Source organism: Mesorhizobium sp. M0410 (assembly GCF_040321435.1).
GTDB lineage: Bacteria > Pseudomonadota > Alphaproteobacteria > Rhizobiales > Rhizobiaceae > Mesorhizobium.
Genome location: NZ_JAMYRN010000044.1, coordinates 1 through 14,633 on the forward strand (window position 1 = coordinate 1; position 14,633 = coordinate 14,633).

The 14,633-nt window shown below is 62.1% G+C and carries 7 protein-coding genes and 2 pseudogenes; 2 read left to right on the forward strand and 7 right to left on the reverse strand.

Translation table 11 applies throughout. The features are described from left to right. The 4 genes and pseudogenes from NKI63_RS29795 to rpsL all read right to left on the reverse strand — a co-directional run. Nucleotides 1-85, reverse strand: a pseudogene (locus NKI63_RS29795) (GTP-binding protein); the annotation flags it as partial. A gap of 67 nt (nt 86-152) precedes the next feature. After that, entirely contained in the window at nt 153-2,243 is a 2,091-nt protein-coding gene (gene fusA, locus NKI63_RS29800; RefSeq protein ID WP_254817148.1) for an elongation factor G, read from the reverse strand. A gap of 30 nt (nt 2,244-2,273) precedes the next feature. Beyond that, entirely contained in the window at nt 2,274-2,744 is a 471-nt protein-coding gene (gene rpsG, locus NKI63_RS29805) for a 30S ribosomal protein S7 (RefSeq protein ID WP_008875664.1), read from the reverse strand. An 85-nt stretch (nt 2,745-2,829) separates the two neighbouring features. Next, nucleotides 2,830-3,201 (reverse strand): 30S ribosomal protein S12, encoded by a 372-nt coding sequence (gene rpsL, locus NKI63_RS29810; RefSeq protein WP_006333356.1) that lies wholly within the window; start codon nt 3,199-3,201, stop codon nt 2,830-2,832. Between the two features lie 462 nt (nt 3,202-3,663). On the opposite strand from rpsL, the gene NKI63_RS29815 reads away from it, so the two are divergent. Both NKI63_RS29815 and NKI63_RS29820 read left to right on the forward strand, forming a co-directional pair. After that, on the forward strand, nt 3,664-3,945 hold the full coding sequence (locus NKI63_RS29815) for a transcriptional regulator (protein WP_254817147.1): 282 nt from the start codon (nt 3,664-3,666) through the stop codon (nt 3,943-3,945). Nucleotides 3,946-4,068: 123 nt separating this feature from the next. Beyond that, nucleotides 4,069-4,998 (forward strand): Gfo/Idh/MocA family protein, encoded by a 930-nt coding sequence (locus tag NKI63_RS29820; RefSeq protein ID WP_352509899.1) that lies wholly within the window; start codon nt 4,069-4,071, stop codon nt 4,996-4,998. Between the two features lie 48 nt (nt 4,999-5,046). Here NKI63_RS29820 and NKI63_RS29825 read toward each other — a convergent pair. The 3 genes and pseudogenes from NKI63_RS29825 to rpoB form a co-directional block, all read right to left on the reverse strand. Continuing rightward, nucleotides 5,047-5,711, reverse strand: a pseudogene (locus NKI63_RS29825) (O-methyltransferase). 85 nt (nt 5,712-5,796) lie between these two features. Further along, a complete protein-coding gene (gene rpoC / locus NKI63_RS29830) occupies nt 5,797-9,993 on the reverse strand; it encodes a DNA-directed RNA polymerase subunit beta' (protein WP_352824062.1) in 4,197 nt (1,398 codons plus the stop codon). Nucleotides 9,994-10,131: 138 nt separating this feature from the next. Beyond that, complete coding sequence (gene rpoB, locus NKI63_RS29835; protein ID WP_352509951.1) at nt 10,132-14,268, reverse strand: DNA-directed RNA polymerase subunit beta; 4,137 nt, start codon at nt 14,266-14,268, stop codon at nt 10,132-10,134. Nucleotides 14,269-14,633: the final 365 nt, after the last annotated feature.

Consider the following 14,633-nt stretch of genomic DNA (forward strand, 5'->3'; position numbering starts at 1 on the left):
TCAGCGACGTCTTGCCATGGTCGACGTGACCAATCGTGCCAATGTTCACATGAGGCTTAGTGCGCTCGAATTTACCTTTTGCCATGTGATCTCTCCATTCCTGCCAGCCCGTGCGGGCCTTGAATTAAGTTACTGGTGCAACTCGTTTCGAGTTACGCGTATTTCTTCTGGACTTCCTGGGCGACCGCGGTCGGGACCGGCTCGTAATGGTCGAACTGCATCGTGTAGGCCGCGCGGCCCTGGCTCATCGAGCGAAGGTTGTCCACGTATTTGAACATGTTGGCGAGCGGAACCATCGCGTTGATGACCACCGCGACGCCGCGGGCTTCCTGGCCCTGGATCTGGCCACGACGGCCGTTCAGGTCACCGATAACGCTGCCGACGTAATCTTCCGGCGTCACCACCTCGACCTTCATGATCGGCTCGAGCAACTGCACGCCAAGCTTGGGCGCTGCTTCACGGAAGCAGGCGCGGCCGGCGATTTCGAAGGCCAGAACCGACGAGTCCACGTCGTGGTAGGCGCCATCGATCAGCGTCGCCTTGACGCCGATCATCGGGAAGCCGGCGAACGGGCCCGAGGTCATGACGCTGTTGATGCCCTTTTCGACACCGGGGATGTATTCCTTCGGCACAGCGCCGCCGACAATCTTGGTTTCGAACTCGAATTCGCTGCTTTCCGGATTCGGCTCGAACAGGATCTTGACGCGGGCGAACTGGCCGGTACCGCCGGTCTGCTTCTTGTGCGTGTAGTCCTGCTCGTGCTTGCGGGTGATCGTCTCGCGGTAGGCCACCTGCGGCGCGCCGACATTGGCCTCGACCTTGAACTCGCGACGCATGCGGTCGACGATGATGTCGAGGTGAAGTTCGCCCATGCCGGAGATGATCGTCTGGCCGCTTTCCTCGTCGGTCTTGACGCGGAAGGACGGATCCTCGGCGGCCAGGCGGTGAAGGGCGAGACCCATCTTTTCCTGGTCGTTCTTGGTCTTCGGCTCGATGGCGATCTGGATGACCGGATCGGGGAATTCCATGCGCTCGAGGATGACCGGATGCAGCGGATCACTGAGCGTATCGCCGGTGGTGGTGTCCTTGAGACCAGCGAGGGCGACGATGTCGCCGGCAAACGCCTCTTCGACGTCGGCGCGCGAATTCGCATGCATCTGCAACATGCGGCCGATCCGTTCTTTCTTGCCCTTCACGGTGTTGTCGACTGAGATGCCCTTGGTGAGCTTGCCCGAATAGATGCGGGCAAAGGTGAGCGAACCGACGAACGGGTCGTTCATGATCTTGAAGGCGAGCATCGACAGCGGCTCGTTGTCGTCGGCATGACGCTCGATCTCGGCGTCGGTCTTGGCGTCGACGCCCTTGATGGCAGGCACATCGGCCGGCGACGGCAGATATTCGACGACGGCGTCGAGCAGCGGCTGCACGCCCTTGTTCTTGAAGGCCGAGCCGCAGAACATTGGATAGAACTTCACCGCGATCGTGCCCTTGCGGATGAGCGCACGGATCTCGTCGTTGCTCGGCATCTTGCCTTCGAGGTAATTCTCGAGCGCCGTTTCGTCCATTTCGACGGCGGCCTCAATCATCTTCTCGCGGTATTCTTCGGCACGAGCCTTGAGGTCGGCAGGGATCTCGACGATGTCCCAGGCAGCGCCCAGCGTCTCGTCGCGCCAGACCAGCGCGTTCATCTCGACGAGATCGACGACACCCTTGAACTCGGTCTCGGCGCCGATCGGCAACTGCATGACGACGGCATGCGCACCGAGGCGCGAACCGATCATCTCGACCGAGCGGTAAAAGTCGGCGCCGATCTTGTCCATCTTGTTGCAGAAGATCATGCGCGGCACGCGATACTTGTCGGCCTGGCGCCAGACAGTCTCCGTCTGCGGCTCGACACCGGCATTGGCATCGAGCAGCGCGATGGCGCCGTCGAGCACGCGCAGCGAACGCTCGACCTCGATGGTGAAGTCGACGTGGCCGGGGGTGTCGATGATGTTGAAGCGATACATCTTGCCGTCGCGACCCTTCCAGAAGGTCGTGGTGGCGGCCGACGTGATGGTGATGCCGCGCTCCTGCTCCTGCTCCATCCAGTCCATGGTGGCAGCGCCGTCGTGGACTTCGCCGATCTTGTGCGACTTGCCCGTGTAATAGAGGACGCGCTCGGTGGTCGTCGTCTTGCCGGCGTCGATATGCGCCATGATACCGAAATTGCGGTAGTCTTCGATTTTATATTCGCGGGCCATGGGAGGTGCCTCTTCAGTCTCGTTCGCGCTTTACCAGCGGTAGTGCGCGAAAGCGCGGTTGGCTTCTGCCATCTTGTGGGTGTCTTCACGCTTCTTGACGGCGGTGCCGCGGTTGTTGGCCGCATCCATCAGCTCGCCGGAGAGGCGGTCGACCATGGTGGTCTCGTTGCGGTTGCGGGCGGCAGCGATCAGCCAGCGGATGGCCAATGCCTGCCGGCGCTCGGGTCGCACGTCGACCGGAACCTGGTATGTGGCGCCGCCGACGCGGCGGGAACGCACTTCCACATGCGGCGCGACATTGTCGAGCGCCTGATGGAAGACGGTGACCGGCTCCTGCTTGGTCTTGGACTGGACCTGGTCGAGCGCGCCGTAGACGATGGTCTCGGCAACCGACTTCTTGCCATCATACATGACGGCATTCATGAACTTGGTGACGATCAGATCGCCGAACTTCGGGTCCGGATTGATCTCACGCTTTTCTGCACTGTGACGACGGGACATTTTTTCTCTGCCTCAATTCTACGCGGTGGCCTGGATCCCGGATCGTCGCTTGACGCCGTCCGGAACGACCTTGGCTACGCTTCGGTCACTTCGGACGCTTGGCGCCGTATTTCGAACGGCGCTGCTTGCGGTTCTTCACGCCTTGCGTGTCGAGCACGCCGCGGATGATGTGGTAACGGACGCCCGGAAGATCCTTGACGCGGCCGCCACGGATCATCACCACCGAGTGCTCCTGAAGGTTGTGGCCTTCGCCGGGGATGTAACCGATCACTTCAAAACCATTGGTCAGGCGGATCTTGGCCACCTTGCGCAGCGCCGAGTTCGGCTTCTTCGGCGTCGTGGTGTAGACGCGCGTGCAGACGCCCCGCTTCTGCGGGTTCTGCTGCATGGCCGGGACCTTGTTGCGCTTCACCGGCGCAATGCGCGGCTTGCGGATCAGCTGGTTGACGGTAGGCATTAAACCCTCTTGTCTCTCAATTCCGTGTCTTGCCCGGTCAGGGCCGCTCAAAGCGTCATTTCCATACGCAAATTCGGGCCACAAACCGCGCCTCGCGGTCTTGCCCGAACAAATGGCAGAGGAAGCGGAAGCCGCTTCATGCACGCCGGAAATGTCTTTTCGCTCGTAAAACGAACCCTGTTTGAGGCAAACTCCAAAGCGTGTCGCTTCGGAAGCGAGAGCCTCACATCGGTTCTGACTGGGCGGCTTCTACTCGTGTGGCCACTGTCCGTCAACCCCGGAGCGGCAAATATTGCGCTGAACCCGAGGTTTGGCAGCCATGCGAAAAACGCATGTAATTTTCTTGCGCCGTTTTTCAAGAGGAAGGCAGAAAGTGACCGGCTTGCGGCTGTTTCCACGCCGTGCTTCGTGCGAAAAGGCGGCATGAACAGCCCAAAACCCCTCGCCCGGAGGTACGAACCCGTGAATGACAATGAGGAGCGCCCGGTCACCATTATTACCGGCCGGGTGTGGAAGCGCAAAGGCGGCAAGCCGGAAGGCGTGCATGTGATGCTGGTCGCCCCGGACGACGATTCGGCGGTGCGCCGCGCTCTCGAATCACTTGCCGCGGAAGGTTACGCCGAGGCCGAGCTCGACCAGATCGGCGACCTGGACGGCGTGCCCGACGAGGAGCCGCATCTGTCCGCCTATCAGGGCGCGCTCGAAGGCGAAGTGTCAATCGTGACCTTCGATGTGCCGATCTGAAGAGATCTGAATCGCGGTCGATCTCACGGCCGGCGACAAAAGCCCGGCGACTTGCCCGACACAAGTTCTCTGCTAAGAAGCGACCTCTGGTAAAACCAAGCACACTCAACCTGCGGAGCTCCCATGTCCTCTAATCCCATCAAGCTCGGCATCGTGGGCGTGGGAAAGATCGTCCGCGACCAGCACCTGCCGGCCTTGGCGAAGGACCAGGATTATCGCCTGGTCGCCGCAGCGAGCCGCCACGGCAAAGTCGAAGACATCCCGAATTTCCCGACGATTGAGGCGATGCTCGACTCGGTGCCGGAGCTCGAGGCGGTGTCGCTTTGCATGCCGCCGCAGTTCCGTTATGACGCCGCACGCACGGCGCTGGTGGCGAAAAAGCATGTCTTCCTGGAAAAGCCGCCGGGCGCGACCGTCAGCGAGGTCGAGGACCTGAAAGCGCTGGCGGCAGCGAACGGCGTCTGCCTGTTCGCCAGTTGGCATTCACGCTATGCGCCGGCTGTCGAGGCCGCTCGCGCTTTCCTCGGTTCAACCAAAATCAGATCGGCCGCTATCATCTGGAAGGAAGATGTCCGCCGCTGGCATCCGAATCAGGAATGGATCTGGGCACCGGGCGGCTTCGGCGTCTTCGATCCGGGCATCAACGCACTGTCGATCGCCACCCACATCCTGCCGCCAATGTTCATCAGTTCGGCAGAGCTCGATTTTCCGGAGAACCGTGCATCCCCGGTCGCGGCCCATGTCACCTTCCGCACCTCGGACGGATTGCCAGTGACGATGGAACTCGACTGGCTTCAGACCGGCCCGCAGAGCTGGGACATCCTGGCCGAGACGGACCGGGGTAAAATGGTGCTTTCCGGCGGCGGCTCGAAGCTCGCCGTCGACGGCCGCGTCGTTCACGAGGAGCCGGAAGCGGAATACCCGATGCTTTACAGGCGCTTTGCCGAGATCGTGCGCGCGGGTACCTCCGACGTCGATCTCGCGCCCCTTCAGCACGTCGCCGACGCCTTCATGCTGGGCAAGCGCAATGTGGTGCAAGCTTTTTTCGATTGATCAGCGGGCGTCGGCCGGATCGCATGTCCGGCCACTCACCGCGCAAGTTCAATTGACGATCGCTATAGCAAAGCCGTCATAGCCTTTGGCGCCAACAATCTGGATCGCGGTGCCTTCCAGACGCTTGTGGCTGCCGATGAACGAGAACGCCGCGCGTGCCCCTTCGACATTGGCGTCACGACCATCTTCATTCACCACCGCGCCGTCACGGATGACATTGTCGCAGACGATGACGGTCCCCGGCCTCGAAAGACGCATGGCCCACGACAGATAGTGCGGGTTGTTCGGCTTGTCGGCGTCGATGAAGATGAAGTCGAACGACCCGGCATTCTCGGCGCCTAACGCCGCAAGCGATTGAAGCGCCGGTCCGACCCGCAGTTCTACCGGTCCGACACCCCTGCGCGTTCAAAGTTCGACCGCGCGACACTGGCGTGGTGCGGGTCAAGCTCGAGTGTCACGACCTTGCCGTCCACGGGCAACGCTCGCGCCATCCAGATTGTCGAGTAGCCGCCCAACGTGCCGATTTCGAGTACCTTCTTGGCTCCCTGCATTCGCGCAAGAAGTGACAGCAGCTTGCCTTGTGCCGGCGAAACATCGATCGCCGGCAGGCCGTGGTCATGGTTGGCCGCCAGAACGGCATCGAGGGCGGGATCCGCATCGAAAAAAGCCTCGACAATGTAGTCGTCGACAGAAGCCCAGGTCTTCATGCTCATCGTTTTCTTCTCCGATCCGATTAGAGAACCAAAATGCGAAAAGGGGCCACTTGGGCCCCTTTTCTATCTTCTCTTTCTTGTGCGCTTACTGCGCGGCGGAAGCCATGTCGGTCAGCATCGGCTCGGCGACCTCGACGCCGGACGCCTTGCGGCGCTCGTCGATGATCAGTTCGTCGCGCGAGGTGGCGATGCGCCGGATCTGGCTCATCGTGCCGCCGGTGCCGGCCGGGATCAGCCGGCCGACGATGACGTTTTCCTTCAGCCCCTGCAGCATGTCGGTCTTGCCGGCAACCGCAGCTTCGGTCAGCACCCTCGTCGTCTCCTGGAAGGAGGCGGCCGAGATGAAGGACGGCGTCTGCAGCGAGGCCTTGGTGATGCCGAGCAACACCGGCTGGCCTTCTGCCGGCTTCTTGCCTTCCTCGACCAGGCGCTCGTTGACCTCTTCCAGTTCGATCACGTCGACGTGGTCGCCCGGAATGTAGGTCGAATCGCCCTGCGTGGTGATCTCGACCTTCTGCAGCATCTGGCGAACGATCACCTCGATGTGCTTGTCGTTGATCGACACGCCCTGCAGTCGGTAGACCTCCTGGATTTCGTTGACGAGGTAGGAGGCAAGCGCCTCCACGCCCTTGATCGCCAGGATGTCGTGCGGCGCCGGATTGCCGTCGAGGATGTAGTCGCCCTTCTCGATGACGTCGCCGTCCTGGAGATGGAACGGCTTGCCCTTCGGGATCAGGTATTCGACCGGCTCAAGCGTCGAGTCATGCGGTTCGATGATGATACGGCGCTTGTTCTTGTAGTCGCGGCCGAAGCGGATCGTGCCATCGATCTCGGCGATGATGGCGTGATCCTTCGGACGGCGTGCCTCGAACAGCTCGGCAACACGCGGCAGACCGCCGGTGATGTCCTTGGTCTTGGCGCTTTCCATCGGAATACGCGCCAGCACGTCGCCGGGGCGAACCTGTGCGCCCGGCTCGACCGAAAGAATGGCCTCGACCGAGAGCAGGAAGCGGGCGTCGCCACCCTTCGACAGCTTGCCGACCTTACCCTTGGCATCCAGGACGGCGATCGCCGGCTTGAGGTCGTTGCCGCGTGGCGTCGAACGCCAGTCGATGACCTCGCGCTTGGTGATGCCGGTCGATTCGTCGGCGGTTTCCTGAACGGAAATGCCGTCGACCAGATCCTCGAACGCGACCTTGCCCTCGATTTCGGTGAGGACCGGGCGGGTATAAGGATCCCACTCGGCGATACGCTGGCCGCGCTTCACCTTGTCGCCATCGTCGACGAAGATGCGCGAACCGTAGGTGACGCGGTGCGTGGCGCGTTCCTTGCCGGCCTCGTCGAGGATCAGCACCGCCATATTGCGGCCCATGACCATCAGCTGGCCGTCGGAGTTGCGCACCACGTTGCGGTTGCGGATCTCGACCTTGCCCTCGTACGAGGCTTCAAGGAACGAGGAATCCACCACCTGCGCCGTGCCGCCCATGTGGAAGGTGCGCATGGTGAGCTGGGTGCCCGGCTCGCCGATCGACTGCGCCGCGATGACGCCGACAGCCTCGCCCTGGTTGACGGGCGTGCCGCGGGCCAGATCGCGTCCGTAGCAGACCGCGCAGACGCCGACCCTGACCTCGCAGGTCAGCGCCGAACGGATGCGGACCGATTGCACGCCGGCCTTTTCGATCAGTTCCACGTCACGCTCGTCCATCAGCGTTCCGGCCTTGACCAGAACCTCGCCGGTGACCGGGTGGGTGATGTCGTCGAGCGAGGTGCGGCCGAGAACGCGCTGGCCAACCGAGGCGACGACCTGACCGGCATCGACGATCGGCTGCATGGTGAGGCCCTTGTCGGTGCCGCAGTCGAGCGAGTTGACGATGCAGTCCTGTGCCACGTCGACGAGACGACGCGTCAGATAACCCGAGTTCGCCGTCTTCAAGGCGGTGTCGGCCAGACCCTTGCGGGCGCCGTGGGTCGAGTTGAAGTACTCGAGCACGGTGAGGCCTTCCTTGAAGTTCGAGATGATCGGCGTCTCGATGATTTCACCGCTAGGCTTGGCCATCAGACCGCGCATGCCGGCGAGCTGGCGCATCTGGGTGGGCGAACCGCGCGCACCGGAGTGCGACATCATGTAGATCGAGTTCATCGGCTTCTGACGGCCGTTGTCCTCGAACTCGACAGCCTTGATGCGGGCCATCATTTCGTCGGCGACCTTTTCCGAGCACTTGGCCCAGGCGTCGACGACCTTGTTGTACTTCTCGCCCTGGGTGATCAGGCCGTCATTGTACTGCTGCTCGTACTCCTTGGCCAAAGCCTCGGTGTCGGACACCAGCTTGATCTTGGCGTCCGGAATCAGCATGTCGTCCTTGCCGAACGAAATGCCGGCACGGCAGGCGTGGCTGAAGCCGAGAGCCATGATGCGATCGCAGAAAATGACCGTCTCCTTCTGACCGCAATGGCGGTAGACGGTGTCGATCATCTTGGAGATGTTCTTCTTGGTCATCTCCTGGTTGGCGGTCTCGTACGGCACATTGTGGTTCTTCGGCAGAAGTTCGCCGATGATCATGCGGCCAGGCGTAGTGTCGTAGATCTTCGACACGACCTTGCCGTCGGCGTCGACCGTACGGAAGCGCCCCTTGATCTTGGCATGCAGCGTCACCGCCTTGGTCTCGAGCGCGTGCTGGAGCTCGCCCATGTCGGCAAACACCATGCCCTCGCCCGGCTCGTTCTGGTTGACGATCGAGAGATAGTAGAGACCGAGAACCATGTCCTGCGACGGCACGATGATCGGCGCACCGGAAGCCGGGTGCAGGATGTTGTTGGTCGACATCATCAGCACGCGGGCTTCGAGCTGCGCTTCCAGCGACAGCGGCACGTGGACCGCCATCTGGTCGCCGTCGAAGTCGGCATTGAAGGCCGTGCAGACCAGCGGGTGAAGCTGGATCGCCTTGCCTTCGATCAGGATCGGCTCGAACGCCTGGATGCCGAGGCGGTGCAGCGTCGGCGCGCGGTTCAACAGCACCGGATGCTCGCGGATGACCTCGTCGAGGATATCCCAGACCTCCGGACGCTCCTTCTCGACCAACTTCTTCGCTTGCTTGACGGTCGAGGAGTAACCCTTGGCGTCGAGACGGGCGTAGATGAAGGGCTTGAAAAGTTCGAGCGCCATCTTCTTCGGCAGGCCGCACTGGTGCAGCTTGAGCTCCGGACCGGTGACGATGACCGAGCGGCCGGAATAGTCGACGCGCTTGCCGAGCAGGTTCTGGCGGAACCGGCCCTGCTTGCCCTTCAGCATGTCGGACAGCGACTTCAGCGGACGCTTGTTGGCGCCGGTGATGACGCGGCCGCGACGGCCGTTGTCGAACAGTGCATCGACGGCTTCCTGCAGCATGCGCTTTTCATTGCGCACGATGATGCCGGGCGCGCGCAGCTCGATCAGCCGCTTCAAGCGGTTGTTGCGGTTGATGACGCGGCGATAAAGGTCGTTCAGGTCGGACGTGGCGAAACGGCCGCCGTCCAGCGGGACAAGCGGACGCAGGTCCGGCGGAATCACCGGAACCACCTTCATGATCATCCATTCCGGACGGTTGCCGGATTCCATGAAGTTCTCGACGACCTTGAGCCGCTTCAGGTACTTCTTCTGCTTGAGCTCGGAGGTGGTCGAAGCCAGTTCCGAACGCAGATCGCCGGCGATCTTCTCGAGGTCCATGCCGGCCAGAAGGTCGTGGATCGCCTCGGCGCCGATCATGGCGGTGAACGAGTCCTCGCCATACTCGTCGACGGCCATCATGTACTCTTCCTCGCTGAGCAGCTGGTGCTCCTTCAGCGCGGTGAGGCCGGGTTCGGTGACGATGTAGTTCTCGAAGTAGAGGACCCGCTCAATGTCCTTCAGCGTCATGTCGAGCAGCGTGCCGATGCGCGACGGCAGCGACTTCAGGAACCAGATATGGGCGACCGGTGCCGCCAGTTCGATATGGCCCATGCGCTCGCGGCGGACGCGCGACAGCGTGACTTCGACGCCGCACTTCTCGCAGATGACGCCCTTGTACTTCATGCGCTTGTACTTGCCGCACAGGCACTCATAGTCCTTGATCGGACCAAAAATGCGCGCGCAGAACAGACCGTCACGCTCCGGCTTGAAGGTGCGGTAGTTGATGGTCTCCGGCTTCTTGATCTCGCCGAACGACCAGGACAGAATCTTCTCAGGGCTGGCAAGCGAGATCCTGATGGAATCGAACACCTGCGCGGGCGCCTGGGGATTGAAGAGATTCATGACCTCTTGGTTCATGCCGTTCTCCTTTTCGGGGTCCTCGAAACCCCTTGCATCTAGCGCGGGCCAAACGCCCGCCGACTTGATCGGCCATCGGCCGAAGAATTTGGGTGCGCCCCGGTCGCGAGAGCCCTCTCCCGCGACCGAGCGTCTTGCTTATTCGGCCGCGTCGGGCAGCCGGATCGGGTTGTCGTCGAGTTTGGTGTTCTCCAGCTCGACATTGAGGCCGAGAGACCGCATTTCCTTGACGAGAACGTTGAAGCTCTCGGGGATGCCGGCTTCGAAGGTGTCGTCGCCTCTGACGATCGCCTCGTAGACCTTGGTGCGGCCGGCGACGTCGTCCGACTTCACCGTCAGCATCTCCTGCAGCGTGTAGGCGGCGCCGTATGCTTCGAGCGCCCAGACCTCCATCTCGCCGAAGCGCTGGCCACCGAACTGCGCCTTGCCGCCCAGCGGCTGCTGGGTAACGAGCGAGTACGGCCCGATCGAACGCGCGTGGATCTTGTCGTCCACAAGGTGGTGAAGCTTGAGCATATATATATAGCCCATCGTCACTTTGCGATCGAACGGCTCGCCGGTGCGTCCGTCATAGAGCTGCGACTGACCGCTGGTGTGCAGGCCCGCCTGCTCCAGCATGATGTTAATGTCGGCCTCGTGCGCGCCGTCGAACACCGGTGTCGCGATGGAGACGCCGCGGCGCATCTGCTCGCTGAGGCGAATGATGCTCTCGTCGTCATATTCGCGGATCGGCTCGTTGCGGTCGTTGGCCGGCATGAAGCTCTCGAGCGTCTTGCGCAGCGGCTTGATGTCGCCCGCAGTCTTGTACGCGTCGATCAGATCGCCAATCTTCTTGCCCATTCCGGCGCAAGCCCAGCCCAGATGCGTTTCCAGGATCTGGCCGACATTCATGCGCGACGGCACACCCAGCGGGTTGAGCACGATATCGGCATGCGTGCCGTCCTCGAGGAAAGGCATGTCCTCGACCGGAACGATCCGCGACACGACACCCTTGTTGCCGTGCCGGCCGGCCATCTTGTCGCCGGGCTGCATCTTGCGCTTCACGGCCACGAAGACCTTGACCATCTTCATGACGCCCGGAGGCATTTCGTCGCCGCGCTGCACCTTCTCGACCTTGTCCATGAAGCGCTGCTCGAGCGCCTTCTTGGAATCGTCGTACTGGCCACGCAGGGCTTCCAGCTCGCTCTGGAGCTTTTCGTTCTCCACGGCAAACTGCCACCACTGCGAACGCGGATACTCGTCCAGCGTGTCCTTCGACAGCTTCGAGCCCTTCTTGAAGCCCTTCGGCCCGGCAATCGCTTCCTTGCCGACAAGAACGTCGGAAAGGCGCGAATAGACGTTGCGGTCGAGGATCGCCTGCTCGTCGTCGCGGTCCTTGGCGAGGCGTTCGATCTCCTCGCGCTCGATCGCCATGGCGCGCTCGTCCTTCTCGACGCCGTGGCGGTTGAAGACACGCACTTCGACGACGGTCCCGAAGGTTCCCGGAGGCATGCGCATCGAGGTGTCGCGCACGTCCGAGGCCTTTTCACCGAAGATGGCGCGCAGCAGCTTTTCTTCCGGCGTCATCGGGCTTTCGCCCTTCGGCGTGATCTTGCCGACCAGGATGTCGCCCGGCTGCACTTCCGCACCGATGTAGACGATGCCGGCCTCATCGAGGTTCTTCAGCGCTTCTTCCGAGACGTTCGGGATATCGCGCGTGATCTCCTCCGGCCCGAGCTTGGTGTCGCGGGCCATGACTTCGAACTCCTCGATGTGGATCGAGGTGAAGACGTCGTCGGCGACGATGCGCTCGGACAGAAGGATGGAATCCTCGTAGTTGTAGCCGTTCCACGGCATGAACGCGACCAGCACGTTCCGGCCGAGGGCCAGATCGCCGAGCTCGGTCGACGGGCCGTCGGCAATGATGTCGCCCTTGTTGACCCGGTCGCCCATGCGCACCAGCGGACGCTGGTTGATGCAGGTGTTCTGGTTCGAACGCTGGAACTTCATCAGCCGGTAGATATCGACGCCGGACTTGCCGGGATCGAGATCTTCCGTGGCGCGGATGACGATACGCGTCGCGTCCACCTGGTCGACGATGCCGCCGCGGCGGGCGCCGATGGCGGCGCCCGAGTCACGGGCGACGATCGGCTCCATGCCAGTGCCGACGAACGGCGCTTCGGCGCGCACCAGCGGCACGGCCTGACGCTGCATATTCGAGCCCATCAGCGCACGGTTGGCGTCGTCGTTCTCGAGGAACGGGATCAGGGCCGCGGCCACCGACACCATCTGCTTCGGCGATACGTCCATCAGATCGACGTTTTCGCGCGGCGCCATCATCACTTCGCCGGCGTTGCGGCAAATGACGAATTCGTCGACGAAATGACCATTCTTGTCGAGCTCGGCATTGGCCTGCGCGACGTGGTGCTTGGCCTCTTCCATAGCCGACAGGTAAACGACCTCATTGGTCAGCTTGCCATTGACGATCTTGCGGTACGGGCTCTCGATGAAGCCGTATTTGTTGACCCGCGCGAAGGTCGCCAGCGAGTTGATCAGGCCGATATTCGGGCCTTCCGGCGTCTCGATCGGGCAGATGCGACCGTAATGCGTCGGATGCACGTCGCGCACTTCGAAACCGGCACGCTCGCGGGTCAGACCGCCCGGTCCAAGCGCCGAAAGACGGCGCTTGTGGGTGATCTCCGACAGCGGGTTGGTCTGATCCATGAACTGCGACAGCTGCGAGGAACCGAAGAACTCGCGCACGGCGGCAGCCGCCGGCTTGGCGTTGATCAGGTCCTGCGGCATCACCGTGTCGATCTCGATCGAGGACATGCGTTCCTTGATCGCGCGCTCCATGCGCAGCAGCCCGACGCGGTACTGGTTCTCCATCAGCTCGCCGACCGAGCGCACGCGGCGATTGCCGAGATTGTCGATGTCGTCGATCTCGCCCTTGCCGTCGCGCAGTTCGACCAGCGTCTTGACCACGGCCAGGATGTCCTCTTTGCGCAGCACGCGCACGGTGTCCTCGGCCTTGAGCTCGAGGCGCATGTTCATCTTGACGCGGCCGACGGCCGACAAGTCGTAGCGCTCGCTGTCGAAGAACAGCGAGTTGAACATGGCTTCGGCGGTCTCGAGCGTCGGCGGCTCGCCCGGGCGCATGACACGATAGATGTCGAACAGTGCGTCCTGGCGGCTCTCGTTCTTGTCGACGTTGAGCGTGTTGCGGATATAGGCGCCGACGTTGACATGGTCGATGTCGAGAACCTTGATCTCGTCCTCGCCGGTGCCGAGCAGCACTTTCAGCGTCTTTTCGTCGATCTCGTCGCCGGCTTCGAGGAATATCTCACCGGTCGCATAGTTGACGATATCCTCGGCGAGATAGTTGCCGAGCAGATCCTCGTCGGTCGCCTTGATCGCCTTGAGACCCTTTTCGCCAAGCGCCCTGGCCTGGCGGGCAGTGATCTTCTTGCCGGCCTCGACGACGACCTCGCCGGTGTCGGCGTCAACCAGGTCACCAACGGCCTTGAGGCCGCGGAAACGCTCGACGTTGAACGGGATACGCCAATGGTCGCCGGCGCGCTTGTAGGTGATCTTGTTGTAGAAGGTCGACAGGATCTCTTCGCCGTCCATGCCGAGCGCCATCAGCAGCGACGTGACCGGAATCTTGCGGCGGCGGTCGATACGGGCGTGCACGACGTCCTTGCTATCGAACTCGATGTCGAGCCATGAGCCGCGATAGGGAATAACGCGCGCGGCAAACAGAAGCTTGCCGGACGAGTGCGACTTGCCCTTGTCATGGTCGAAGAAGACGCCCGGCGAACGGTGCATCTGCGAGACGATGACGCGCTCGGTGCCGTTGACGATGAAGGTGCCGTTCAAGGTCATGAGCGGCATGTCGCCCATGTAAACGTCCTGCTCCTTGATGTCCTTGATCGACTTCGCGCCGGTATCCTCGTCGATATCGAACACGATGAGGCGCAGCGTCACCTTGAGCGGCGCCGCGTAGGTCAGGTCGCGCTGACGGCATTCGTCAACGTCGAATTTCGGTCCCTCGAACTCGTACTTCACGAATTCCAGCATCGAGGAGCCGGAAAAATCGGAAATCGGGAAGACCGACTTGAAAACTGCCTGCAGCCCCTCGTCAGGACGCCCGCCCTTGGGCTCCTCCACCATCAGGAACTGGTCATAGGATGCCTTCTGAACCTCGATCAGGTTCGGCATCTCCGCAACTTCCGGGATCTTTCCGAAAAACTTGCGTACGCGTCTGCGGCCATTGAAAGTCTGGGTCTGGGCCATCGTCGCTCCTTAGCTCAATTCTCGGGACGAGCCTCGCCGCGGCTCGCCTTGCATCTCGGGCCACCTTGGCGGCCCTGTCTTGTTGCCCGCCGCCTGTCGGCGGCTTCTTGTCTTTTCACCCACCACCAATTGGCGGTGGGCCAGAAACGGGAGAAAACCCGTTTCCTGAAGGCCGGTTTGCGGCCCTCAGGAAAGAGGTTTTCGCACTCTTCGCGCTATGAGCCTCCCCTAGACGTGATGGGAGTGGCGGGCGGGGCGGCCCCCGGCGCCCGGGCGGACAGCGGTATTTAATTTAACCAATGCGCCCGCGGGGTGCACCGGGGGCCGGTAAATTTTCGCGGAGGGCGGTGGAACCCCGTACATTT